23 protein-coding genes are annotated in these 26,598 nt (G+C 44.7%); 6 read left to right on the top strand and 17 right to left on the bottom strand.

All coding sequences use genetic code 11. The features are described 5' to 3' along the window. Positions 1–10 precede the first annotated feature (10 nt). The 3 genes from ACXAER_RS13055 (at position 11) to ACXAER_RS13045 (ending at position 2,592) form a co-directional block, all read left to right on the top strand. Positions 11–904, top strand: a complete 894-nt coding sequence (locus ACXAER_RS13055; RefSeq protein ID WP_474829825.1) for a sterol desaturase family protein — start codon at positions 11–13, stop codon at positions 902–904. Between the two features lie 56 nt (positions 905–960). After that, on the top strand, positions 961–1,185 hold the full coding sequence (locus ACXAER_RS13050) for a VF530 family protein (protein WP_474829823.1): 225 nt from the start codon (positions 961–963) through the stop codon (positions 1,183–1,185). A gap of 138 nt (positions 1,186–1,323) precedes the next feature. After that, complete coding sequence (locus ACXAER_RS13045; RefSeq protein ID WP_474829821.1) at positions 1,324–2,592, top strand: ABC transporter substrate-binding protein; 1,269 nt, start codon at positions 1,324–1,326, stop codon at positions 2,590–2,592. Positions 2,593–2,635: 43 nt separating this feature from the next. On the opposite strand, the gene ACXAER_RS13040 is transcribed toward ACXAER_RS13045, so the two are convergent. The 13 genes from ACXAER_RS13040 to ACXAER_RS12980 form a co-directional block, all read right to left on the bottom strand. Further along, on the bottom strand, positions 2,636–3,526 hold the full coding sequence (locus tag ACXAER_RS13040) for an MBL fold metallo-hydrolase (RefSeq protein WP_474829819.1): 891 nt from the start codon (positions 3,524–3,526) through the stop codon (positions 2,636–2,638). A gap of 63 nt (positions 3,527–3,589) precedes the next feature. Further along, entirely contained in the window at positions 3,590–3,838 is a 249-nt protein-coding gene (locus ACXAER_RS13035) for a DUF1653 domain-containing protein (RefSeq protein ID WP_474829817.1), read from the bottom strand. Positions 3,839–4,054: 216 nt separating this feature from the next. Beyond that, positions 4,055–5,128 carry a DNA polymerase IV gene (dinB, locus tag ACXAER_RS13030; RefSeq protein WP_474829815.1) on the bottom strand — a complete coding sequence of 358 codons (1,074 nt, stop codon included), beginning with the start codon at positions 5,126–5,128 and terminating at the stop codon, positions 4,055–4,057. 208 nt (positions 5,129–5,336) lie between these two features. After that, on the bottom strand, positions 5,337–5,570 hold the full coding sequence (nqrM, locus tag ACXAER_RS13025; RefSeq protein ID WP_014950791.1) for a (Na+)-NQR maturation NqrM: 234 nt from the start codon (positions 5,568–5,570) through the stop codon (positions 5,337–5,339). A gap of 9 nt (positions 5,571–5,579) precedes the next feature. Beyond that, entirely contained in the window at positions 5,580–6,605 is a 1,026-nt protein-coding gene (locus ACXAER_RS13020; protein ID WP_474829813.1) for an FAD:protein FMN transferase, read from the bottom strand. 135 nt (positions 6,606–6,740) lie between these two features. Beyond that, on the bottom strand, positions 6,741–7,973 hold the full coding sequence (gene nqrF, locus ACXAER_RS13015) for an NADH:ubiquinone reductase (Na(+)-transporting) subunit F (RefSeq protein WP_071815998.1): 1,233 nt from the start codon (positions 7,971–7,973) through the stop codon (positions 6,741–6,743). 20 nt (positions 7,974–7,993) lie between these two features. Beyond that, positions 7,994–8,602: an NADH:ubiquinone reductase (Na(+)-transporting) subunit E gene (nqrE, locus tag ACXAER_RS13010; protein ID WP_474829811.1), complete on the bottom strand. Its 609-nt coding sequence runs from the start codon at positions 8,600–8,602 to the stop codon at positions 7,994–7,996. Between the two features lie 3 nt (positions 8,603–8,605). After that, positions 8,606–9,238, bottom strand: a complete 633-nt coding sequence (locus ACXAER_RS13005; protein WP_118492037.1) for an NADH:ubiquinone reductase (Na(+)-transporting) subunit D — start codon at positions 9,236–9,238, stop codon at positions 8,606–8,608. A 10-nt stretch (positions 9,239–9,248) separates the two neighbouring features. Next, a complete protein-coding gene (locus ACXAER_RS13000) occupies positions 9,249–10,013 on the bottom strand; it encodes a Na(+)-translocating NADH-quinone reductase subunit C (protein WP_014950796.1) in 765 nt (254 codons plus the stop codon). Further along, complete coding sequence (locus tag ACXAER_RS12995; protein ID WP_014950797.1) at positions 10,003–11,205, bottom strand: NADH:ubiquinone reductase (Na(+)-transporting) subunit B; 1,203 nt, start codon at positions 11,203–11,205, stop codon at positions 10,003–10,005. The genes ACXAER_RS13000 and ACXAER_RS12995 overlap by 11 nt, the downstream gene beginning before the upstream one ends. Positions 11,206–11,208: 3 nt before the next feature. After that, complete coding sequence (locus tag ACXAER_RS12990) at positions 11,209–12,549, bottom strand: Na(+)-translocating NADH-quinone reductase subunit A (protein WP_061095910.1); 1,341 nt, start codon at positions 12,547–12,549, stop codon at positions 11,209–11,211. Between the two features lie 511 nt (positions 12,550–13,060). Beyond that, entirely contained in the window at positions 13,061–14,239 is a 1,179-nt protein-coding gene (gene fabV / locus ACXAER_RS12985; protein ID WP_474829808.1) for an enoyl-ACP reductase FabV, read from the bottom strand. 330 nt (positions 14,240–14,569) lie between these two features. Then, a complete protein-coding gene (locus ACXAER_RS12980) occupies positions 14,570–15,190 on the bottom strand; it encodes an FKBP-type peptidyl-prolyl cis-trans isomerase (protein ID WP_015068144.1) in 621 nt (206 codons plus the stop codon). Between the two features lie 232 nt (positions 15,191–15,422). Between ACXAER_RS12980 and ppc the strand changes: the two genes are divergently transcribed. After that, complete coding sequence (gene ppc / locus ACXAER_RS12975; RefSeq protein WP_474829806.1) at positions 15,423–18,044, top strand: phosphoenolpyruvate carboxylase; 2,622 nt, start codon at positions 15,423–15,425, stop codon at positions 18,042–18,044. 114 nt (positions 18,045–18,158) lie between these two features. On the opposite strand, the gene ACXAER_RS12970 is transcribed toward ppc, so the two are convergent. Continuing rightward, positions 18,159–19,193 (bottom strand): alpha/beta hydrolase family protein, encoded by a 1,035-nt coding sequence (locus tag ACXAER_RS12970; protein ID WP_474829804.1) that lies wholly within the window; start codon positions 19,191–19,193, stop codon positions 18,159–18,161. 221 nt (positions 19,194–19,414) lie between these two features. On the opposite strand from ACXAER_RS12970, the gene ACXAER_RS12965 reads away from it, so the two are divergent. Then, the gene (locus ACXAER_RS12965) at positions 19,415–20,203 is read left to right on the top strand and encodes a DUF2071 domain-containing protein (protein ID WP_474829802.1); all 789 of its coding nucleotides are present in this window, start codon (positions 19,415–19,417) and stop codon (positions 20,201–20,203) included. Between the two features lie 404 nt (positions 20,204–20,607). On the opposite strand, the gene mdh is transcribed toward ACXAER_RS12965, so the two are convergent. Next, on the bottom strand, positions 20,608–21,546 hold the full coding sequence (mdh, locus tag ACXAER_RS12960; protein ID WP_474829800.1) for a malate dehydrogenase: 939 nt from the start codon (positions 21,544–21,546) through the stop codon (positions 20,608–20,610). Positions 21,547–21,783: 237 nt separating this feature from the next. Here mdh and argR point away from each other — a divergent pair, with 237 nt between their 5' ends. Further along, positions 21,784–22,248 (top strand): transcriptional regulator ArgR, encoded by a 465-nt coding sequence (gene argR, locus ACXAER_RS12955; protein ID WP_025253953.1) that lies wholly within the window; start codon positions 21,784–21,786, stop codon positions 22,246–22,248. An 84-nt stretch (positions 22,249–22,332) separates the two neighbouring features. Here the strand turns inward: argR and ACXAER_RS12950 are convergent, their stop codons facing one another. Both ACXAER_RS12950 and ACXAER_RS12945 read right to left on the bottom strand, forming a co-directional pair. Beyond that, positions 22,333–23,016, bottom strand: a complete 684-nt coding sequence (locus ACXAER_RS12950; RefSeq protein WP_474829798.1) for a type 1 glutamine amidotransferase domain-containing protein — start codon at positions 23,014–23,016, stop codon at positions 22,333–22,335. Between the two features lie 192 nt (positions 23,017–23,208). Further along, positions 23,209–26,382: a TonB-dependent receptor gene (locus tag ACXAER_RS12945; RefSeq protein WP_474829797.1), complete on the bottom strand. Its 3,174-nt coding sequence runs from the start codon at positions 26,380–26,382 to the stop codon at positions 23,209–23,211. Positions 26,383–26,598: the final 216 nt, after the last annotated feature.

Raw genomic sequence — 26,598 nt, 5'->3', positions numbered from 1 at the left:
AGTAAATATTATGAGCTATCAATGGGCAATTTTGGCCGTTTTTGTTACGTTTGCTTTGCTGGAAGCCAAGAGCGGTAAGCTATTTAAAAAAGCTACGGAAGTCAGCGATGATGGAAAAGTAGAGCTTATCGGTACATTACTATTATTTACCGTAACACAACCTCTGGTTCTCTTTTGCTCTGCCGCAATAATGGCGTTAGCATTCCCCCAATTTCAGGGAGCACTTACAGAATCCCCTATTCTTTTGCACCTAGCACTGCTTTTAATATTTGATGACATGATGCAATATTGGTGGCATAGGCTGTCACATTCCACCCGATTCCTTTATAACCTACATAGAGCACACCACAACGCTAAGTACATGAGCGTGCGTATTATTTACAGAAATAACTTTTTCTATTATCTGTTTATGCCTTCGCTTTGGTTTTCTGGCGCGCTAATCTATCTAGGATTAGGTTGGACCTATGCCTTTTACTTGGTGGTTAAACTTACCGTTATCACTGGCGCGCACGCGGAGTGGAAATGGGACAAGAGACTTTACAGTATTCGGTGGTTACATCCTGTGGCCTGGGTAATTGAACGCACCATATCAACGCCTTCTACACATAGTGCGCATCATGGATTAAAAGCAGATGACGGCGTGACCAACTACAAAGGTAATTATGGGAACTTGTTGTTCTTTTGGGATGTACTATTTGGAACCGCTAAGATCACTAGACAGTATCCTGCACAATACGGCATTGAGGGTATGTTTTACGCCAACTGGAAAGAACAGCTAATTTGGCCACTGTACAAAACGCCGAGAAAGCCAAAGCAGTTAAAGGCTGAGTCTTCCAGTGCGGGCTTATCTGTGCTCAATTCAGAGCAATTAACAACGGAAAAGGCAGCGAAGAATAGCGCTTAACCTTTTAAGTTCGTGATAAACTTACCGCTTAAATTAATACAGAGCAGTGGCATTTTATGAACCAACAACCCAATAACCCCTTACACGGCTTAACGCTAGAAAAAATCGTGACGCAGCTCCATGAGCGCTACGGTTGGGATGGGTTGTATTACCGTATCAGAGTAAACTGCTTCAATAACGAACCTTCCATTAAATCATCCCTTAAATTTTTAAGGAAAACACAGTGGGCTAGAGATAAAGTAGAGCAGCTTTACATACAAACGTTTAAACAGTCTGAATAGCCCTAACAGTTCAAGTGTCGTACCTAACTATGACAACAGCATTGCGACTTTTTAACTAGCAACTCCCCTCCCATGTACTACACTTTTTTTATAATAAAGGGTAAGTTTAGAACTTTCTGGTCTACAGGGGATGTTGATATGTGGGGTAAGAGTAAGCTGACGTGGCTTAAGTTTTTCTTTCTACCGCTCTTTTTTTATTTCTACTTTACCTTCCCTGTTTCTGCTGTGGATTGTGAAGAAGCGAAGGGCACACTGAATGTGTCACTGCTTGTTTTCAGTGTTGAACAACGAAATGCCTTCGAAGAAATTGCAGCGAACTTTTCAGCACAGTGCCCCGGTATAAACATTGTTTACTCATCGTCAGATGATACTGGCTACAAGCAAATGACCGAACTGTGGTTAAGTGACAATCTTAATCTAGATCTCATGGTATGGTTATGGCCTGTCGAGCTAAAAAAGGACATTGAGAGAGGGTTGATAGAGCCTTTAACATCTCTTTGGGCAGAACCAGAACTTCAAAAATATCCAAACAAAATGAAAGAATTGATGACTCATGAAGGGGAGCAGTACGGCGTTCCTTTGTCAGTGGGTTTTTGGGGATTTTTTGCCAACCGAAACGTCCTACAAGAATTTAAAATCAATCGTCTTGAAAATATTAGCGATCTGCTTAGTGCATGCCGAACACTGTCTCGAAATCAAATTGTTCCTATCGGTTTAGGATTACAAGAAAAGTGGCCTGTTCTGGCACTGTTTGACTATTTAAATCTCAAAGTAAACGGGCTTTCCTTTCACAATCAGTTAATGGAAGGAAATGTAAAATTCACTGATAAGAAGGTGTTAGCAGCACTTCAATTGTGGAAAAAAATGATTAATAACCAATGTTTTCTCAAAAATGCTGATGAGTACACACAAAAGCAAGTTCTCCCGTTACTGTATCGCGATAGAGTGGGAATGGTGCTTTCAGGGAATTATACGATAAGCCAGATCCCTGATGCGGTCTCTGAAAAGCTAGAATTTATTCCTTTTCCTTTTGTGGATGAGAAGATCGGCCAGTTTGAAATTGCCCCAATGGATTTTATTATCCTTCGCTCTAGTAGCAAAAACAAAACTCTCGCTAACGTTTTTTTACGGTACCTAGTTAAACATGATGTACAAGCCCTACTAAATAAAAGGCTTAATTTCCTACCCGCACACCCAGATGCCCAAATAAGTGATGTTAGCTTAGTTCAGCGCGGTAGCTCAAATATAGAAAAGGCTGACGGTGTAGTGCAATTTTTCGACCGCTCTACCAGTAGGGACTTTCATCAACCGCTCAGTGACATTCTCGTAGACTTCATGGGCTCAGGAGAGGTAGACAAAGCAGCATTCGAGATGGAAACAGTTAGACTGCGGCTCTTCGATCCATAGGATATTTCGAGCCGCATAGCTTTTTAGCTAAAAAATTCCGCGCTTAGGCATCGTTGTAGAGCGTCGTTAACCACTTCTCTTCATTGATAAAATTCCAGCTCCAGTCGGCCCACTTTTCATCTAAGCCCATCGCTTTCACCTCATCAAGGGTTTTGCCGTCTTGCTTGAGTTTCTTAACATAGTTAAAGGTTTCGCTGATCATAGCTAAAAATGCGGTGTATTCTTGCTTGTTGCTGATTTCGCCGTGGCCCGGAATAATAACTGTCTCGTCATCTATTTTCGCTAGCAACTGCTCTACCGAATCCATGTAGCCTTCCACATTGCCACCTGCACCTTGGTCAATATAGGGAAAGCGACCATTGAAGAACAAATCACCCGTGTGCATGACGTTGGGTTGCTCAAACCACACTACGCTATCGCCATCGGTGTGGCCGACGGCTAAATGCATTACGTGAAGGGTTTCACCATTAAAGTAAATTTTAATCCCGTCTTCATAAGTGATAGTTGGCAGGGCTTCGGGTTTTACTTTTTCATCGTTAGCTAGCCGAACACGTACATTTTCATGGGCCAGAATGGTAGCGCCTTTGTGGCTGTGGAAAAATGCATTAGAGCCAGTGTGGTCACCGTGATAATGGGTGTTTATTACATATTTGGGTTTATCGCTGCCTAGTTCGCCAAGCTGCGCCGCTATTTTTTCAGCAAGTGGCGCAAATTGATCGTCAATGATCAAAACGCCGTCTTCCCCAGCTGATACGCCGATATTTCCGCCAGCTCCTGTAAGCATGTGCACAGAGCCCTTAATTTCCGTCGCTTTCACTTCGACATCGGCAAATCTATCTTGTGCATTTGCAGGGTTAATTGTTGAATAGAATAGAGGGCTAGCAGCAATGAGTGCAGCCATTATAGGTGCACTAAAACGAGGGGCAGTTTTCATTATTATTTCCTTGTAAGAAGTCTGTTTAGATAAGACCTCTTACACTATGACCTAATTTCACAATTAGATCATTTTTTCATCATCAGGAATATCACCCACATAAGCAAAACGAGGGAGTGTCTCTCCGTCTTTATCCACTGACTCTACAAACATCTCAAGGGGACGAACCCACAACGCCCTTTCACCATAACACGGCCGATATACCACTAACTTGCTTTCATCTTCCGAATGGGTGGCCACCTCGTATACATCGTATAAATTGCCTTTGTAGTGTTTATAACGACCGGGGGTTTTGAGTTGATTTGAGTTCATAATGTTCTTCATTAAAAGAGTAATAAAATAGCAGCAGTTGGCTGCTTTGTTTGAGTGCCGCATATAAAATGCCTTGGCTGCCAAACCACTAATCTGTGCTTTCGCAACGCAAGATAGCATCAGCGGTATGCCCCACAACTTCACCGCACTAAGTATAACAAGCGACTATATTGCGGCCGCAGCGCACGAGCATTAAAAAATGCATGATACCTTTAGCTAAATCTGTTCAAAAGGCAAAACCAATTGCTGAGTCGATTGGTCGGCCGCAAGCCCTATGTGCACACCCACAAGACGGATACCTCGCCCTGTTGCCCGTTCAAAAGCTTCCTGCATCAATGTGCGAAAATACGCTTCGTTGAGAGTTGCGCAGCGATGTTCAACCGTGGTTAGCTGGAAATCATTAAACTTAAGCTTTACTCCCTGGGTGCGAATACGTACAGGCTTGCCCGTTCGCTTCTTATGATTTTCAATTCGTTCCTGAAGCTTCTCAAACAGGTGCGGCAAAAAGTCGAGGCACTGATCGAACGTGTGTATATCTTCGTTTAACGTGCGTTCTACGCCGATAGACTTGCGTTCACGAGATACGGATAGCTCACGCTCATCAATCCCATGAGCACGCTCCCACAATACACTGCCGAATTTTCCAAGCTCTTTTTGAATGCGCTCAAAAGGATACTCACGAACATCGTTGCACGTATTTAAGCCCATGCGCTGCAGCTTTTGCATAGTCACTTTGCCAACGCCTGGGATTTTCTTTAGCGGCATGTCGCGCACAAACTCATCGAGTTTGTCGGGAGTGATAACGCAAATGCCGTCCGGCTTGTTTTCATCACTGGCTACTTTTGCCACAAACTTACAGGGCGCCACTCCTGCTGAAGCGGTAAGACCTAGTTCGTTTTGTATACGAGCACGTATCTCTTCAGCTATTAATGTAGCACTGCCACCACAAAACTCACTGTTGGTAACATCTAGGTAAGCTTCGTCTAATGATAGAGGCTCAATTAAGTCGGTATAGTCAGCAAAAATCTTACGTATTTTTTGCGACTCGGCAGCGTACACCTCCATGCGCCCTTTTACTAAAGTGAGATTTGGGCATAGTTTCAGGGCATACGCTGTAGCCATGGCTGAGCGTACACCAAATTTGCGAGCGGGATAGTTACAGGTAGAGATAACGCCACGACGGTCGGCACTGCCACCTATCGCAATAGGAATATCGCGCAAGGCTGGGTTGTCGCGCATTTCAACTGCGGCGTAAAAACAATCCATGTCAACGTGGATAATTTTTCGCATTACCTACCCTTGCTACATAGCGTCAAACGCAAAACTGTACAAAAAGACAGTATATTATTGATAGTGCTGAATTACACTATCTAATCATGGCTTCTAAATCGAAGTAATGGCTCGCACTTATATTTGAAGGCTGTGATAAAAAACAAAAAAGCGCTGTCGATTTACTCTAACAGCGCTTTTAAATATTAAGCCAACGAGAGGCTAAGCATTACAAAATTTGATTTTGTTTCCACTCGTTTAACTTTTTCTGGCGGGCTTCTTCTTTTTCCATGCGCGACTTTTTACGGTCGCAAGGTTCTGGACAGTCACAGGCTTTCTCAATACCTAGTGCGCCTAAGCCACCACAGCTTCCAGAGATTGATTTTTTCTGAAAAAGGTAACCTACGGCCATAGCCAGTACCATTGTTAGAAAGAAACCAAAAGCAAGAATGAATGTAGACATTGCTACCCCCTAATTATGAACTGTGACCAGTTTATCAAATTCTGGCGACGCATACTCTTCAAATCCGTCTTCTGTGCGACGAATGAGGAATACTGCGAGTTGCTCTTGCTCTGAAACCGCTATTGCTTGCTCCCACCCCATCACATTGAACGCCGTAGCCAAGCCATCTGACGTCATAGATGATGGGTGAACAACAGTAACCGACACCAAGTTGTGGGAAATTGGTTTTCCCGTTGTGGGGTCGATTAGGTGCGAATAACGAACACCGTCTTCTTCATAATAGTTGCGATAATCACCGGATGTTGCCACTGCGTTAGTACCAATAGACACCACTTTTTGAACAGCACGTTCAGTGGTAACTGGCTTTTCAATGGCAATCAGCCACTCACTGCCGTCGCCTCGTTCACCTTTCACACGCATTTCACCACCTATTTCTACAAGGTAGTTTTCAATGTTGTGGTTTTCAAGGATCTCCGCCACTTCATCAACGCCAAAGCCTTTAGCAATAGTTGATAGGTCGACATACAGCATGGGATGACTTTTCTTTAAGCCTGTTGGCGTAGTTGATAGCTTTTTATAACCCACATATTCGCGAATGTCGTCGATGTCGGCTTGGCTTGGCACTTTTTCAGGACGCTTAGTAGGGCCAAAACCCCATAGGTTAACCAGCGGACCAACGGTCACATCAAGTACGCCGCCACTAAGATTTGCCAAGCGTAAAGCCTCGTTTACCACCGTTAGAGTATCGGGCGACACAGCAAAATTATCGGTGTAGCGATATTGATTGAACCTTGATAGTTCTGACGTTGGGTCGTAAGTAGACATCATCTTGTTAACGTCAACAAGACGGGCATCTATTTCAGCTTGTAAGCCTTCTACCGGTGTCTCCGCTACGAGGTACTTAACATTGTAGGTTGTGCCCATTGTCTGCCCTTGCAGGTGTACTACAGGCGTTTTTTCGTCGCTACAGCTTGCGAGAAGTAGAATACCTACCGCAACAAAGGCGAGGAAAATTCGAATAGCAAATCGAATCACGATGTTGTCCTTAGCTAATATGCACATTACTCAATCGCTATTATGTGCATTATGCGTTTTGCTTCAATGAAAAAGGGGCTTACGCCCCTTTTAATATGCTTGAGTTTTTAAGCGAGTAGCTTTTAAATCAACCCCTTAGCCACCGAAGTCATCTAGCATGATGTTTTCGTCCTCAACACCTAAGTCTTTAAGCATGTTGATTACGGCCGCGTTCATCATAGGTGGTCCACACATGTAGAATTCACAGTCTTCTGGTGCAGGGTGATCTTTCAAGTAGTTCTCAAGAAGTACTTGGTGGATAAACCCAGTGTAACCTTCCCAGTTATCCTCTGGCTGAGGATCAGAAAGTGCCACGTGCCACTCAAAGTTATCATTTTCAGCTGCTAGCTCGTCGAAGTCTTCTGTATAGAACATTTCACGAAGTGAACGTGCACCGTACCAGAAGCTCATCTTACGCTTAGACTTAAGGCGACGAAGCTGATCGAAGATGTGAGAACGCATTGGGGCCATACCTGCACCACCACCTACGAATACCATTTCGTTTTCAGTTTCTTTCGCGAAGAATTCACCGAATGGACCAGAGATAGTCGCTTTGTCACCTTCTTTCAGGCTCCAAATGTACGATGACATTTTACCCGCGGGTAGGCTTAAGTTATTAGGTGGCGGCGTAGCGATACGCACGTTCAACATAATAATGCCTTCTTCTTCTGGGTAGTTCGCCATTGAGTAAGCACGAATAGTCTCTTCGTCTACTTTAGACTCGATGTCGAAGAAGCCAAAACGCTCCCAGTCACCGCGGTACTCTTCAGGAATATCGAACTCTTTGTACTTAACGTGGTGAGCTGGCGCTTCAATCTGAATATAACCACCTGCACGGAAAGGTACACTTTCACCGTTAGGAATTTTAAGCTTCAGTTCTTTGATGAAGGTTGCTTTGTTATCGTTAGAGATAACTTCACAATCCCACTTCTTAACACCAAATACCGACTCTTCCAGTTCGATTTCCATGTCTTGTTTAATAGCAACCTGACATGAAAGACGGCAGCCTTCACGCGCTTCACCTTTAGTAATGTGGTCTAGTTCAGTTGGTAGGATTTCACCACCACCTGAGTGTACATCTACACGACACTGGCCACATGAGCCACCGCCACCACAAGCAGAAGATACGAAGTAACCTGCGTCAGCTAGTGCACCAAGAAGCTTGCCACCCGGTGCAGTTTTGATTGCCTTGTCTGGGTCACCGTTGATAGTGATAGTAACATCACCGCTTGGTACCAATTTAGATTTGGCAAACATGATAATAAATACCAGCGCTAGAACGATGGCAATGAACATGCCTACGCCTAGATATATTTCTACATTATTCATTTATATGCTCCCGAGCTTTCTTACAGCTGAATACCAGTGAATGACTGGAAGCCTAGTGCCATTAGACCCGCGATCATAAATACAGAACCCAGACCACGAACACCATCAGGCATATCAGCATACTTCAGCTTTTCACGTACTGCTGCTAGCAACACAATTGCAATTGCCCAGCCCATACCACTTCCTACGCCGTAAACGATGCTTTCAGTGAAGTTGTATTCACGCTGTACCGCAAACGCCACACCACCGAAGATTGCACAGTTAACGGTAATTAGCGGTAGGAAGATACCTAGTGCGTTGTAAAGCGCAGGGAAGAACTTATCTAAGCTCATCTCTAGAATCTGTACCAACGCTGCGATAACACCGATAAACGTTAGGAAGTTAAGGAAGCTTAGGTCAGCTTCTGGGAAACCTGCCCATGCTAGTGCGCCTGGAGCAAGAATGTTTACATAAATAACTTGGTTAACGGGTACAGAGATACCTAGTACCACGATAACGGCAACACCAAGACCCATAGCAGTTTTAACTTTCTTAGATACCGCAAGGAAGGTACACATACCCAAGAAAAGTGATAACGCCATGTTCTCAACGAAAATTGAGCGAACAAATAACGACAAATAATGTTCCATGACTTACTCCTTAGGCTCTACTTGCTCAGGACGGATAGTACGGATAACCCAAATCATACCGCCGATTAAGAAGAATGAGCTGAATGGTAGGATTAACAAACCGTTACCCTGATACCAGCCACCGTTTTGAACCAGTGGAAGGATTTCGAAACCTAAAATAGTACCGAAACCAAATAGCTCTTTAATTGTACCAATTACAACTAGAATGAAAGAGTAACCCAAGCCGTTACCGATACCATCAAGGAAGCTCATTAGAGGTGGGCTCTTCATGGCGTAGGCTTCAGCACGACCCATTACGATACAGTTAGTAATGATAAGACCAACGAATACCGACAGCTGCTTCGATATTTCATACGAATACGCTTTCAGGATTTGGTCAACAACGATTACCAACGACGCAATGATGGTCATCTGGATAATAATTCGAACGCTAGATGGGATCTGGTTACGAATTAGTGAAATAAACAAGTTTGAGAACGCTACAACGCTTGTAAGCGCAAGCGACATTACCAATGCTGTTTCCAGCTTAGTGGTAATTGCCAGTGCTGAACAGATACCCAATACCTGTAGGGCGATCGGGTTGTTGTCCAAGATTGGCCCAAAGAGGGCCTTTTTCATTTCTTTAGTATCTGCCATGAGACTTCCCTTATGAACGCCATGCTTGGTTCTTCAGGAACTGGCCGAAGCCTTGCTCGCCTACCCAGTAACGAATTGTGTTTTCAACACCGTTGCTGGTTAGGGTTGCACCTGAAAGCGCATCGATAGTGTGAGGATTGCTAGGGTTAGCATTTTTCACTACGCGAATAGCAACTTCGCCATTCTCGTAAAGCTCTTTGCCGTCCCATTTGTCCTGCCAAGCAGGGTTTTGCACTTCACCACCTAGTCCTGGCGTTTCTTTTTGCTGATAGTAAATAAGCTCGCGAACCGTTTGGCCGTCTGCGTCTACCGCTAAGAAACCGTACATAAGATCCCAAAGGCCGCTGCCGTGAACAGGAAGGATGATACGAGATACATCACCTGCGTCGTCGCGAACTAAGTAAACACTTGCCACGTTAGGGCGGCGTTGGAAACCAACATTGCTGTTAGTTACCTTTGTGCTGTACTCAGTTTCTTTGGCTGCTTTATACATATCGTAATCTGGCTTAGGCGCTTCTACGAAAGTACCTTCGTCAAGATTAACAAAACGCTGTTCTACTCGCTCGCTGTACGTGCTTTCAATTGCGCTATTGCTCATGCCCATTTCATAAAGGCCTGCAGCATTAAGAATGTTGCTCTTTTTATCTAGAGCTGCGTTTGTTTGTTGTAAAGAACGAAGGCCAACAGCCGCGCCAGAAACAACAATTGAACAAACTAAACATACGGCAACAACAATACCTACCGTTTTGCCTAAAGATTCTTTCTTAGCCGACACGTGCTACCCTCCGCTTGATATTGCTTTGTGCGACGAAATAGTCGAACAGTGGCGCCCACAAGTTAGCAAATAGAATTGCTAGCATTACACCTTCAGGGAAGGCTGGGTTTAGGACGCGGATTAGTACCGTCATGAAACCAATGAAGATACCGTAAGCCCACTTACCTTGGTTTGTGAACGACGCAGAAACTGGGTCTGTCGCCATAAAGAACATACCAAAAGCAAGACCACCAACAACAAAGTGCCAATGTGCAGGCATTGCAAACATAGGGTTAGTATCGCTGCCAATTAGGTTTAGCAAAGTTGCGAAGAAAGCAACACCAATTGCTACACCAGCAACAATGCGCCAGCTTGCTATACGCATGTACATGATGAACAAGCCACCAAGAATAATAGCAAGGGTAGACACCTCACCCGCAGAACCTGAGATAGTACCGATGAAGCTGTTCATCCACTGATCCATGTTCGCGTAATCAAGGTTGCCAGAAGCCGCTTGACTTAGAGATGTTGCACCAGAATAACCATCTGCCGCTACCCATACTTGGTCTCCTGAAATTTGTGCAGGGTACGCAAAGTAAAGGAATGCACGACCAGACAATGCTGGGTTAAGGAAGTTACGACCTGTACCACCGAATACTTCTTTAGCAATTACAACACCGAAAGTAATACCTAGTGCAACTTGCCATAGAGGAATAGTGGCTGGAAGTGTTAGTGCGAACAGTACCGATGTAACGAAGAAACCTTCGTTAACTTCGTGCTTACGCACAGACGCGAACAATACTTCCCAGAAACCACCTACCGCGAACGTTACCGCGTAGATTGGCAGCCAGAAACATGCGCCATAGAAGAATAGACCTAGTGTACCCGCATTTGCCAAGTCACCGCCAAGGGCAGCGAATAGGCCTGCTTGCCACGTATCAGGTAGTGTTCCTGCGCCAGCAGCAATAGCTTCTTGAGCTTGGAAACCAATGTTATACATACCGAAGAACATAGCTGGGAATGTTGCCATCCATACCATGATCATGATGCGCTTAAGGTCAATGCTGTCACGCACGTGCGTGTTAGCTTTGTTTACTTTACCTGGGGTGTAGAAAATGGTCGCCGCAGCTTCGTAAAGCGCATACCACTTTTCATGCTTACCACCTGGTTCGAAGTTTGGTTCGATTTTTTCTAAATACGCTTTTAAACCCATGACTTAACCCTCTTTCTCTATCGTGGTCAAACAGTCGCGTAAGATAGGAGCGTAGTTGTATTTGCCAGGGCATACATAAGTACACAATGCCAAATCTTCTTCGTCCAACTCTAAGCAACCCAACGTCTGAGCACCGTCAGTATCACCAGAAATCAGGTCCCTAAGCAGAAGCGTAGGAATGATATCTAGGGGCATAACGCGTTCGTAATTACCAATTGGAACCATAGAACGTTCAGAACCATTGGTAGTTGTTGTCATATCAAATTTCTTGCTGCCACTTAGGTGACCTAAGTAAGCACGAGTCACTGAGTGTTGGTTTGAACCAGGTAGGATCCAACCGAACAATTTCTTCTCGCGACCTTCTTTTAGTAGTGAAACTTGGGTGTGGAAACGACCAAGGAAGCCGTGAACGCCCATCGCTGTCGTACCGCTAAGTACAGAACCAGAGATAACACGTACTTCACCGTCTACTTGCTCGCTAGCAGTAAGCTCAGTCAAGTCTGCGCCCATTACGGTGCGCACTAGGCGTGGGTTAGTTGCTGCAGGACCTGCAAGTGAAATAACACGACGGTTATCTAGCTCGCCAGAGGTCAGCAATGCACCAATTGCCATAACGTCTTGGTAGTTGATGTGCCAAACCGTTTTGTTCATGCCAGCAGAATCAAGGAAGTGGATGTGAGTACCTGGTAGGCCCGCAGGGTGAGGACCGCCAAATTCTTCAACATCAACTGCCGCATCGCCAGTAGCAACAGATGCACCTGCCGCTTTACAAACGTAAGTCTTGCCACCGCTCAATTGCGTTAATGCTTTAAGACCATTTACGAAATCGTCTTGGCGCTCAGCGATAATCACTGCAGGATCTGCTGCCAGTGGATTAGTATCCATTGCTGTAACGAAAATTGAACTTGGAACAGAGTCTAGCTTTGGAGATTTGCTAAATGGACGTGTACGGAACGCTGTCCACATGCCTGACTCTACAAGGATTGACTGAAGTTGCTCGCGTGTTGCGCTCGCGATCTGGTCAGCTGCAATTTTATCAAATGTCACAGCATCGCTGCCGTTCACTTTGATAACTACAGACTGAAGAACACGTTTTGCACCACGGTTAACCTCTACCACTTCACCCGCTGCTGGCGCAGTGAATTTAACGCCAGGATTCTTTTTATCTTCAAAAAGAACCTGACCTTTCTTCACTACATCGCCAACTTGGACGTGCATGGTAGGGCGCATACCCACATATTCTTCTCCCAGAATGGCAACGCGCGTTGCAGCAGATGCATCAGCAATCTCCTGCTTTGGCGCTCCCTCAATTGGGAGGTCGAGACCTTTCTTGATTTTTATCATATGTAATCGCACTACTCTAATAGAAATACCCTTTTGCATGACCGCAGAAAACCTGCCTGTCAGCATGCAAAAGCGCACTATTAACAGGTGTAAAACACCTTTTCGTTGTTGATTGATGGAACTTGCTGCATTTGCTACGGTCAGCCTGTTATGAAGCCGTAACGCATAATTCCTTTTGCGGACGCTTTGTTCGCCCTTTCTTTATAGACCACCAGCCGAAATTTACACTTATAATTGTTGTTGTGTTGCTGCAATCGCCACTGCTGTTTTGGTAGAGGCAGAAAAGGCCCCTACTTAATTTCGGGATTTTAGCATTAACCCATACGTTTGTGCCACGCAATTTCAAGATAAAGGCAAATTTTTCTACAATTTAATGTAAACCTTTGGTCTTATTTATTTACATTTTTTTTGATGACACCCTACACCGGCTTGTAATTAGGTACAAAAAAGCCGTCAAATCAGACGGCTTTTGCACAAATTGCATTAAGTTAATTAATGGTAAGTTTAGGTTTTACCACTTAACCAATGGGTCAACTTCACTGTCGTAATCAACGCTTGAAATGTCAAAACCAAACAGCTTTAGGAATTCATGGTGGTAACCTTTGTAGTCACTTAAGTCATGAAAGTTCTCTTGTGTCACTTGATCCCATAGCGCCTTAATTTTCGCTTGGGTTGCATCGTTAGTTTCCTTGCCGTCCATACGAAAGCGATTTGCTTCATCTAACGTAGGAGTATTTCCAAACAGGCATTGTGTGAATAAACCATGAATTTGTTCAATACACCCTTCGTGTGTCCCCTCTTCTTTCATCACTTTGTAAATAAGTGAGATATACAGAGGCATTACAGGAATGGCAGAACTTGCCTGCGTTACCAGTGCTTTTAGTGAACTTACGTTTGCTTGTACAAGCAAGTCACTGTTTTTACCAACAATAGCAGCAGCAGCGCGATCTAGGTCTTCTTTTGCCTTACCGATAGTTGCTTGACCGTAGATAGGCCACGTAAGCTCTTTCCCGATATAGGTATATGCGGTGGTTTTACAGCCTTCTGCAAGCACATCGGCTTCACGCAAAAAGTCCATCCAACGCTCCCAATCTTCGCCGCCCATCACTTTGATGGTGTTAAGGATCTCGTCGTCGTTGGCAGGCTCTAGCGCCACTTCATGCACTTTATCTTTATCTGTGTCGTAAGTTTTTGTGGTGTATGCCTCGCCTACTGGCTTAAGTGTCGACTTGTAGGTCACACCGGTTTCTGGGTCGGTTCTGCGCGGAGACGCAAGGCTATAAATAACCAAGTCAACCTTACCCATTTCAGCTTTGATTTTTTCGATGGTTTCATTTTTGATTTCATCGGAAAACGCATCGCCATTGATGGTGTCTGCATACAAGCCTTTTGCTTTGGCTTTTTCGTGGAATGCTGCAGTGTTGTACCAACCTGCTGTACCCGTTTTGCGTTCCGTTGGCGCTTTTTCAAAGCAAACACCTAGTGTTTTCGCGCCATAACCAAAGGCAGATGTGATGCGTGAAGCCAAGCCGTAGCCTGTAGAACTACCAATAACCAGTACATTTTTAGGGCCTTCGCCTAAGTCGCCTTTTGCTTCTACATAAGCAATTTGTTCGTCAACCGCCGTTGCACAGCCAACAGGGTGCGCGTTTGTACAAATGAAGCCTCTCACTTTAGGCTTGATAACCATAATAATTTTCCTTATTTGAGCGTGGGGCTATTGTAATGCCGAAGCCACTGATAACAACTCGGAGCAGATGGAAGCCTGCTAACCATAAAACGCTTTTGCCAGCATATCGCATACATGCATTCTCACCAACAAAACATAGTAGCATCACATATTTAGATTTAAACAAGCGACACTTAAGCGCATTCAGATTATTAGTGTGCTGTTCGTTTACTAACTAAGCGTTAGAAAAGTAAAAGGAATAGGCTAGAAGATAGAAAGGGATACAAGATTAAACAAAGAAAAGTACTGGTATTCACAGGAGCACCACTGGGCACTCCTGTGAAGAAATCATTAACCTAGAACGTCAAGAAGTTCTACGTCAAAGATTAGGGTGCTGTAAGGTGCAATAGCTGCGCCAGCACCTTGCTCACCGTAAGCTAGGTCGTGTGGTACGTATAGACGATACTTTGAACCTGCTTTCATAAGTTGAAGTGCTTCAGTCCAACCTTTGATTACGCCGCCTACTGGGAATTCAGCTGGCTGACCACGCTCGTAAGAGCTATCAAACGTAGTACCGTTTATAAGCGTACCATGGTAGTGAACACGTACTGTGCTAGAAGCATCTGGTGTCTCGCCGTCACCTTCAGTAACAACTTCGTATTGAAGACCAGATTCAGTTACGGTTACTTCGTCACGCTTCGCGTTTTCTTCAAGGTACTTTGTGCCTTCTTCAATAACCGCTTTGCTTGCTTCTTCTTTAGCAGCTTGCATACGCTTGTGAATTTCGCCAAACGCATCACGTAGAGTGTCGTTATCAACCTGAGGTGCTTGACCTGCAAAGGCGTCTTTAAGGCCAGCTACAACAGCGTCAATCGCTAGTCCGTCAAACGGATTTGATTGTAGTTGTTGACCCATTTGAAAACCAATGCCGTAACTTGCTTGGGTTTCTACTGTATTGAATGTATCAGTCACAAGAACTCCTGAAATTAAATTACAAATGCAGTACAAATTTCAAACAAAACGCATATTGCGAGAATGTTTCTGCATTTTCCGGTGCTAGAGTGTATCACACCACAAAATATCTTGCTTTGAGCAATGTTAACTAGGGTGCAAAAGTATCAAAATGTTGTAAATTATAACCGAAAGTGGTTAGACAAGTCGCGAAGGACACAGTATGGTTAGCCCATATATTTAGGAGGATAGCATGCAAACACACTACGATGCTGAACTGAAAGATACCGTTCGATACCTTGGTAAAACCCTTGGTGAAACAATCAAAAATCAATTAGGTCAGGAATGGCTAGACCGTATTGAAAAGATTCGTAAAGGCGGCCGAGCCTCTTATCAGGGAGACGCTACCTGTAGCGAAGAACTGAAAGAAACTTTCAAAACAATGTCTGACAGCGATTTGCTTACTGTTGGTCGTGCCTTCGCACAATTCTTGAACCTAGGCAATATTGCCGAGCAAGAATACAACGCAGCAATGAATGTCGATGCATCGATTGATGCTCTGTTTAAACACCTAGATAAAGCAGAACTAACTGCTGACAAAGTACAAGATGCTGTAGCAAAGCTGAACATTGACCTTGTATTAACTGCGCACCCTACTGAGGTTACGCGCCGTACACTTATTCATAAACATAAAGAGCTAGCGGATTGCCTTCAAGCAGTGCATCAAGCTTCACTAAGTGATGTTGAGCGTAAAAAAATCGAAACCCGCATTGCTGATCTTATTGCGCAAGCTTGGCACACTGAAGAAATTCGTTCAGTGCGCCCTACGCCTGTTGATGAAGCGCGTTGGGGCTTCTCCGTTATTGAGAACTCATTGTGGGAAGCGGTACCTGACTTCATGCGCGAGCTTGATGGTCGCTTAAATGAAGACTACGACGTATCGCTACCGCTAGACTCGTCACCAGTACAATTTAGCTCTTGGATGGGTGGAGACAGAGACGGTAACCCGTTTGTTACTTCGAAAGTAACTGAGCAAGTATTGCTGCTGGCAAGAAAACGCGCGGCTAAGCTTTTCGCTATCGACCTTGATCGTTTGCAGGTAGAACTTTCGATGTACGATTGCAACGAAGAACTACGTGCACAAGTAGGCGATGCAAACGAACCGTACCGCGCCCTACTTCGCCCGTTGGTTAATAAGTTTATTGCTACTCGTGACGGCATTGCCGACTATCTTGCAGGTAAAAACCCAGACACGTCTAACTGGATAGAAAGCGATGATGAGCTTATCGAGCCGTTGATGCTTTGCTATCAGTCACTATTAGACTGCGGTATGCAAGTTGTTGCTAATGGCCTACTACTAGACACCATTCGTCGTGCTCGCGTATTTGGTATTCACCTTCTACGCCTTGATGTACGCCAAGATTCAGAGCGTCACGCAGACGTATTTAGCGAACTTACTCGCTATTTAGGTTTAGGCGATTACGCACAGTGGAGCGAAGCCGACAAGCAAGCATTCTTATTGCGCGAGCTTGGCTCAAAACGTCCGCTATTCCCAGCACAATGGGACGCATCTGACGATGTAAAAGAAGTTCTGGATACCTGTAAGGTCATTGCAAAGCACAGCAAGCATGGATTTGGTATCTACATTATCTCTATGGCGAGTGAGCCATCAGATGTTATGGCGGTTCAGCTGCTTCTTCAAGAAAGCGGTGTAGATTGGCCAATGCCGGTAGCACCACTATTTGAAACGCTAGACGATTTGAACAACTCGCCTGACGTAATGCGCAAACTTCTGTCTATCGACTGGTATCGCGGTTACGTGAAAGGTCGTCAGTTTGTGATGATTGGTTATTCTGACTCAGCAAAAGATGCAGGCGCATTAGCAGCTGGCTGGGCACAGTATCAGTCGCAAGAAGCACTGGTAGCCATTGCAGAAGAATTCGACGTAAGCCTAACCCTATTCCACGGCCGTGGCGGTACAATTGGTCGTGGTGGATTGCCAGCACACGCTGCTATTTACTCACAACCTCCTGGCTCACTAGAAGGCGGGTTCCGCGTAACAGAACAGGGCGAAACTATTCGCTATAAGTTCGGTATGCCAACTCTGGCCAAGCGTAGCTTAGGTATTTATGCGAGCGCTATTATAGAAGCCATGTTGTTCCCACCTCCGGCACCAAAAGAAGAATGGCGCGAACTCATTACTGCAATGGCAGCACAAGGCCGTGATAACTATCGCGCCACTGTGCGTCACGACGAAGAGTTCGTTCCATATTTCCGAGTTGCTACGCCGGAGCAAGAGCTAGGTAAACTGCCGCTCGGTAGCCGTCCTGCTAAGCGTAAGCCACAAGGTGGTATAGAAAGCTTACGCGCTATCCCATGGATATTCGCTTGGGCACAAACCCGTTTGGTGCTACCAAGCTGGTTAGGTGTTATGCGCGCTATTGATAGTGTGAAAACACCTGAGAACGAAAAAGTGGTTAACGAGATGTTTAGCGAATGGCCATTCTATCGTTCACGTTTGTCTATGCTAGACATGGTGTTCCACAAAGCCGACCCACGCATTAGCGAAGCGTATGATGAGCGCCTAGTGCCAAGCGAGCTTAAGCACTTTGGTGAAGCGCTGCGTAAAGAGCTTAAAGAGAGCATTTCATCGCTACTCGCCATTACTGGTGATGACGACATTATGAAAAACGATCCGCAGGGTAAAGAGTCGATGGAGATCCGTGCAGGCTATCTTCAGCCTCTACACTATCTTCAAATTGAGCTTTTAGATCGTATTCGTAAAGCAGGTGACGAGTCACAAAACACCAGCCTAGAGCGCGCCATGATGGTAACCATCGCCGGTATTGCTATTGGTATGCGTAACACGGGTTAACTCGCTAAATTTGTGAAAAACAAAAGCCCGCCTCGTAGTACGTAGCGGGCTTTTTTGTATTTAATACACGTTGCTGACGCTTGTGTTTACATCCTCAGAGCAAAGCTTTAAAGCTTACATATGGCTAGAAAGCCAACTGTTAATTTCAGTTTTCATTTCTTTTTGGTAGAACGAAAGTCCATGATCCCCATTTTCATAAATAACCACTTTATGCGGATGTTGATTTTCACTGAGCGCTTCAGCTGCCATATTTGTATGCGAAACATCAACACGAACATCAGCATCGCCGTGTATAAGTAAAATCGGAACTTTAGTGTTAAGTTCATCTACCCACTTCACAGCAGAACGTGCATTCAGAGCTCTCTCTTGATTATTTTCAATGTCAGGGATCATGCGATGCAGGAGTGCTTTCATACCAGCTCTGCGATTAATCATAAAATGTAAATCGGTAGGACCTGCTACCACTATGGCCGTTTTTATATCATCCGACGCCTTCAACTGACGCAAGGCTTGCCATGTCATCATGCCGCCTCTGCTAACACCATACAGCGCAATTTTTGAGGCATCGGCAGCTGGCAACTGCTTAGCAATGTCGATAAGAGCAAGCACATCGTTTACATCTTTTCCACCAAACTCATCTTCACCCTCACTAAAGCGCGAGCCTCGATAATTACTGGCAAGTACGATGTAACCTTTTGCGGCAAGCGGAAGAAGTCGGTCTACTACCGTAATTCGGCTGACATTATGTTTATTATTACCGCCGCGATTATAAATAATAACCGGAAGCTTTTTGTTGCCAGCGTTTTTAGGCGCCACCATTACACCTGAAATCTTCAAACCATCAGATTCGTATTCAATCCACTGAGCGCTTGTTTGTTTGATGAGAGTATTAAACGCTTTGGGATTAACACGCTTCTGCCAGCGGTCGACAAAAGCTATTTTTTGATTGTTACTTTGCGCATGCGCAAGCCATTGTTGATAGTTTTCGAAAGGCAAAGCGTCGCCTTTAAGAGTTAGTGCTTTTGGCAGTTTAGCAAATGCAGTACCTGCCAATGGCACAGTATTGCTTGTAGCCGCAATAGTATTGGCGTTAATGCATAAGGTTAAAAGTGCGATGGAAAGTAAAATAGTGCATTTTAAAAAACTCATAACACGTCCTTGTTGAATTCAAATAAAAAACAGTCAGAATGTAGATAGTAAATAACGAAAACGTATACGACTCAACAAAATACGAACCTGATTAGTAACAAAATTTGTCGTTGTGCATTGTATTAAATTGCAAGCAGCGAATCAGGTTTCTGCTTGTAAATGAAAGTAAGCGTTACTCTTCTTTTTCAACTTGTATCTATCTATTAAACCAAGGAAGTATTGTGCAAGAATCAAGGAAGCTAAAAGACTATTTGATCGATAGACCTAAACCGAGTGGAATTGACGTGCTATGCAGTTTAGAGCATTTTGCAATTATTACTTATGCAGTACCAGCCAAACGTTTTGAAGGAATTTTCCCCGAGAGGTTTCAACTCGACACTATTGAAATAAATGGTCAAGAACTTGGGCTTATATCCGTGGTACCTTTTATTGACGTTGATTTCACTTCCGCCGTGTTCCCCTTCCCTAAATTTACAATGGGGCAAACCAATTATCGTATCTACATCATCGATAAAGAAACAGGAGAACGTTGTGTCTGGTTTCTTGGAACAACACTCGATTCGTGGACGCTAGCCGTTCCTCGATACGTTTGGAACTTACCGTGGCATTCGGGAAGGGTTCGTTTTGATTGTGAGCGAGACAAAGAGAGCGGTCTCTATAACAAGTATCGAATGAACACCGAGTCTGATTGGGCCCCTGCGTCGGTAGAATTAGTGCAAGATAAGACTGACAAACTTAGTTTTCCCGGCTTTCCCGACACAGAATCTGCTTTAGTTTATTTAACCCACCCTCTCGCTGGCTTTTATTATCGAAGAGATAAAAAACTGGGGACTTACCGAGTCTGGCATAAAGAATTAGTAGTCAAGCCCGCTAGACTTGTATCTGCAAGTTTCAAACTTTTATCTGATCTCGACATTGTGAAAGAGTCAGAGCAACACTCGCCTTACAGCGTTCTAATAGAACCCATCAATGAGTTTACTATTTACTTACCACCGACTGTCATTAAATAACTCGAAGAGCTTATAAGCTCCTGTGCCAAGGATGCCGTGGCGAAGCCTACGAAGACGCAACAAAAAAGGCTGGATACGTAAGGACGTAACAGACTGTCCTTTTATAAAAATCTTCAGTAATTAGGCTACAGGGATGTTTGGAGTTGGCGGGGCTTTGATAAGTAGGCTTTCCTGTGCCAAGGATGCCGTGGCGAAGCCTACAAACACGCAACAAAAAGGCTGGATACGTAAGGGCGTAACAGACTGCACTTTCTACAAATCTAAAGTGATGAGGCTATTGGGGAGTTTTGAATTGGTGGGGCTTTGATAAGTAGGCTCTCCACCGCAGGGAAGCGGTGGCGAAGCCTACAGGGAAGTATTCACGGCGTGCCTACGTTCAAAGGCCCGCCAGTGATACTCACCGATTAGCCGTTTACGAAGTCTACGCCTAGCTTGATGTCGCCACGTAGGCCTTCAAGCATGTCGTTTTTCGCTTTTTCTTCAAATGCGCTTAGCTCGCCGTATGGCAAGATTTCTTCAACACCGTTTGCGCCAAGGCGAACTGGGTGTGCGAAGAATGCTGCGTCGTCGCTGTCGTCAGTTTGTACATAAGTGTACTCAACAACGTTCTCACCCTGCATTGCTGCAACTAGAGATAAACAGAAACGTGCTGCTGCTTGACCCATTGATAGGGTTGCAGAACCGCCGCCCGCTTTAGCTTCAACAACTTCAGTACCCGCATTCTGGATACGAGTTGTAAGGCTAGCAACTTCTTCGTCTGTGAAATCTACACCTTCAACTTGTGAAAGAAGAGGAAGGATAGTTGTACCAGAGTGACCACCGATTACCGGTACGTGCACAGAAGATACGTCTACGCCTTTAAGTTCAGCAACGAAAGTTTCAGCACGGATAACGTCAAGCGTTGTTACACCGAAAAGCTTATTCTTGTCGTAAACGCCTTTAGCTTTAAGCGTTTCAGCTGCAATAGCTACAGTAGTGTTAACTGGGTTAGTGATGATACCAACACACGCGTTCGGGCAGTTATCAGCTACACCTTCGATTAGGTTTTTAACAATGCCGGCGTTGATGTTGAACAGATCTGAACGATCCATACCTGGCTTACGAGGCATACCTGCTGGAATAAGAACTACGTCTGCTCCAGTTAGTGCATCAGCTAGGTCATCTTTACCGTGACCGGTTACTTTTACCGCAGTGGGGATGTGGCTCAAATCAACGGCAACACCAGGAACAACTGGCGCCACGTCGTAAAGCGCTAAATCTGAACCTGCTGGCAATTGTGTTTTCAACAACAAAGACAGCGCCTGACCAATACCACCGGCAGCACCTAACACGGCTACTTTCATACCATTTCTCCTATGGGATTACTTCACGTATTTAAACGGAACGTCACACTAATGCAACGCGGGGGAAAACTCAATCACCGGATCGTCTTATTAACGTTATTTATGGCGATTTTTGTTCGATATTCATTATCATGAATGATTATGCAAAGAAATTGCGCAAAGTCTACCTGTGCGGCACAATATACGCATACTAAATATAATTCCTAACGATAACCCTCAGAAAAGAAAAGAGCGCTAATGGCAAACGCAAAACAAGAGCAACTCATCAAGGCTTTTAAAGAGATTCTTAAAGCGGAAAGTTATGGTTCACAAGGCGAGATTGTAGATGCTTTAAAAGCTCAAGGTTTTGACAATATCAGTCAATCTAAAATCTCTAGAATGCTAAGCAAGTTCGGTGCAGTAAGGACTCGTAATGCTAGGGGCGACATGGTGTACTGTTTGCCCCCAGAACTAGGCATGCCAACCGCCAAGAGCCCCCTGAAACAACTTGTGTTAGACATTGTCCACAATAATGTGATGGTTATTATCAGAACCAGTCCAGGTGCAGCTCAACTTATCGCCCGTTTATTAGATTCGTTAAGCAAGAAAGATGGCGTATTAGGGACTATTGCAGGCGACGACACCATTTTTATAGCGCCAGCTGATGTGACAAGAATTGAAGAGCTAAGACAACGCGTTGAAGATTTATTCGAAAATGTCTAACTAGTTCGTCAAAGACTCGGTAACCGAAAACAAGAAACCGCATACAAGATGCGGTTTCGAAATAGTTTATAAACTAAGACTTTCCTAAGATAAAAGCTTAATTAGCGCATCTGCAGCTGGGCGTGATGACGGTGGGTTCTGTCCTGTCACCAGTAAACCATCAGTACACACTTTTACGGCGAAATCGTCTGCACTTTCATATTTACCGCCCTTTTTCACTAGTTCGTCTTCAACTAGGTATGGGACAACATCGGTAAGCTCCATTGCTGCTTCTTCGCTATTGGAGAAACCTGTCACAGCTTTTCCGTCCACCAAGTACTTACCATCTGGAGTTTGCACATCTTTAAGCACGATTGGCGCATGACACACGGCACCAACAGGTTTGTTTGCCGCAATTGTGTCTTCTATAAGTTTAATTGAGTGGGCATTATCTGACAGATCCCACAAAGGACCATGACCACCTGGGTAGAATACTGCGTCAAACTCATCTGCACGCACATCTTCAAGCGGTATAGTCGAAGCGATTGCACTACGCGCTAATTCATCTTTCGTGTATCGAATTGCATCATCAGTCATCGCATCGTCGGATAGACTATTGGGGTCAATAGGGACTTGCCCGCCCATCGGCGAAGCCAATGTAATTGTGTAGCCCTGGTCTTTAAATGCGTAATAAGGTGCGGCAAACTCCTCAAGCCACATACCTGTTTTCTCACCCGTGTCACCCATAATTTCGTGAGACGTCATTACCATTAACATACGTTTTGACATAAGCCCTCCTTGCGAGCATTTAAATATGTAACGCCAATTACTTCGTGTGATGGAGGGTCTTAGATCATAAAAGCAGAGAAGGATCGATTAGTAGCAAATGAGTGAGATAAATCGCGGGCATAAAAAAGTGCCACTTCCTGTTAAGGAGAGTGGCACCTAACACTACAACTTGTAGTTAGCGTTTACTACTTCTTAGAAGCGGTAGTTAACACCTACGCGGATTTCCCATAGAGAAGGACCGCGAGATACGCTTTGCTCTGGAATAGAAACAGCGCTGTACTCGTATTGACCTGCGTCGTTGAAGCTAGCATCAAGAACTTCATCACCACCGAAGCTACCCTGACGGAAATCGCCCCACTGGTCGTTGATCAAGTTAGTCAAGTTTTCAATTACGAAGAACGCGCTTGCTGTATGACCTTCATAGAAGCCAGGAAGCTCTTGAGAAACACGTAAGTCAGCTTTAAACCACCAGTCAGCAGTTTCACTGTTACGCTCAAGGATCTCGCCACGTTCGAAGCCGTTGTTCTCAACCCAACGGTTAAACAGTCTTTCTGCTTCTTCTGCAGTTTGTAGCACGTCACCATCACGGTTAGTTTGGTCTACAAACACTACATTCGGGTCATTTACTTCAGGAATGTAAATAAGCTGACGAGCAAATACACCATCCCATGGGAATGCTGAGTTGTTGCTATGAACGTAAGAGAAAGGCTTACCTTCGTTAGCCGTTGCAAACAAGTTGAAACGCGTTGCATAACCGTCAAAGAACTCAGCAGTGTAGCCTAGAGAGAAGTTAAAACGGTTGCCAACAGCGTAGTCAGACGTTGCTGCAGATGGATTGTTAGGATCGCTAGTTGCAAAGTTCGCGTAGTTCGAGAATGCAACTGCGCTTGTCATTGGGTTAGCATCTTCAGCATCAACATAAGCGTATGAAGCGCCCATATCGAAACCATTATCCCACTCTTTGCTTACGCCGATTGAAAGTACAAGCGAACTACCGTCGTCACTTGAATCTACGTTACCAAGGATAAAGTCAGACGTTTCGTTACGGTCCGCGTCAATGCGCTCGTAAATTGGACGACCGTCAAAACGATTTTGACCTGAGTAAACGATGTTAGCGTCTCTAACAATCGCTGAGTCTTGGCGATCGGTATAGATCATATCAGCGTTAATTAGGTAGTCGTTTTCAGTTACGTAGGTGAAGCCTAGCGCGTATTTCCACTCAGACGGAATTTCAAAGTCTGGGTCAGTTGCGTTAGTGTTACCGTCACCATCTGTTAGGCTAGTGTTCGCTACTACGTCAAATAGCTCTTGTGGTACGTCGTAAATCGGACGACCTTGACCAGTTAGCGCTAGGTCAAACAATGAAGTAGTGCCACTTACGAAGCCATCGATTTGACCTTCACGAGTACCAATGTTCGTCACACCGTCGTTAGAGTAAGCATTTGAGATCCAAACGTTAGGGTTACCACCAGAGTAAAGACCTAAACCACCGCGTAGCTCTAGGCTTTCGTTAACTGTGTAAGTAAAACCGAAACGCGGTTGAAGAAGGTCGATACCGTCTACATTTGCCGTGTTTGCAAAACCGTAACGCTCAGTAAAGTTTTCATTCAAACGAGGTGTGTCGTCAGAACCGTATGTATCGTAACGAAGACCAGCCATAATTTTCAAGTCATCAGTCAGATAGAACTCGTCTTGTACGTAGAACGTGGTCACGTCGAATGCAAAAGAAGCACCTGCATCAGCTGGGTTATTTGTACCCGCTGAGTTATTGTAGTAAATACGGTCAACTAGGCCTGCTTCAAAATCAGCAATGCTGTCGAAACGGTATTCACCTACGGTGTGCTGCATAAACAGGTTAAATACATCAGTTTCTTCGTATTCAACACCGGCTGTAATTTCGTGGTCGCCCCAGAAATAAGTACCCGCAAGCTTGAAGTTAAACACTTCGTAGTTAAGGTCGTTAGACTGACGAGAATCATCAGGACCGATGTAAATACGGCCGCCACCTTCAGTAGAAATCTGCGCTTCTGCAAAGCCAGAAGCAGCATCAAGTGATTGCTGGCGATTATCTAGGTCAGTGTGACCAATACGAAGTTCTGTCGAGAAATCGTCAGACCAGTTTGAGTAGAGTGAACCAACAATCGTAGTTAGCTCAGCGCCGCGCTCGTAGAAGTGATTGCTAAGAGAAAGGTTACTTGAACCACCATCAGATTGGCTTACGCTGAAACCATCGTTCCAGTTGTAAACTAATGAAGCACGGTGATCTGCATTAATATTCCAGTCTAGTTTAATAAGAATTTTTTCATCTTCAACTGGCGCAGAACCTGGTGTACCGCCAACATCGTAACCGTAAACGCGTTGCGCAATTTCAGTTACTTGGTCGATATCATCTTGAGTTACACGGCCGCCAAGCGCGTTGTAATCATATAGCTGAACGCCTTCAAGCTTCTCGTAAGCAGCAAAAAGGAAAAGACTATCTTTAATTAGTGGAAGGCCAACGTTGAAGCCGTAACGTTTTTCAGTGTAGTTGCCGTTGTCACGCTCTACGCTGTCAACTTCGTCGCCGCGGTAAGAGTCAGACGTAAAGTCATAGAAAACACCGCCGTGAACTTCATTTGTACCTGATTTGGTTACTGCGTTGATGTTACACGCAGTGAAGCCACCGTACTCTACGTCGAAAGGAGCAAGCTCAACCGCTACTTGTTGAATAGCGTCGTAAGAGAAAGGCATACGCTCAGTTGGGAAGCCGTTGCTGTTTAGACCGAAGTTGTCATTCATGCGAATACCATCTAGGGTCAAACTATTGTTACGCGGGCTTGCACCACCACAGCTAATTGAGTCGTTGAAGCTTTCATCAACGAAAACACGAGGGTCAACACGCACAATATCACCGATGCTACGGTTAATAGCAGGCGTATTTTCAAGCGCTTCTAGATTAAATACTGTTTGCGGGCCAGTTGCACCAAACGCTGTAGCTGTTAATGCGCTACCGCTAACAGAAATAACTTCGATGTCGCTAGCGTCTTCTAGCGTAAGGTTAACACCAAATGGGTTACCTAATTCAAGGAATACGCTGTCAATAGTAGTGTCTTGGTACTCGTCAGAATCTACAACGATTCTGTAAGGACCACCAACGCGAAGGCCGCGAAGGTTAAACGTACCGTTAGCTCCCACAACCACTTCACGGGCTGTGCCAGTAGGTTCGTGAATGACAGTAACAGATGTTCCCGCAGCAGGTGCACCTGTAGGGGTAAGGATGCGGCCTTCCATTGCAGATGACGTTTCTTGCGCCATTGCAGTGGTAGACAAACCGATTGACAGCGCAACCGCAGCCGCAATGCGACTGAATTTAGCTGATGAGCTCATGTGTGTGTTTCCCTTTTTGTTTAAAATTCTTTTTTAACACGGTCTAGTGTAGTGCAAAAATAACACACCTAGCCTGTGCTTGTACTTGAATGTATTAAATTGTCGTAAACCTTCGTGTCAGTTTTATTACAGTTTTACATTTTTATTTAACAGCAATCGCCCGAGGCTATTGAGTTTGAAAATTATTTCTTGACCACATGGTCAAGTTAATTTACT

It is taken from the genome of Alteromonas sp. AWJ4_199, assembly GCF_056159165.1.
This window is presented reverse-complemented; position numbering and strand designations above follow the sequence as displayed.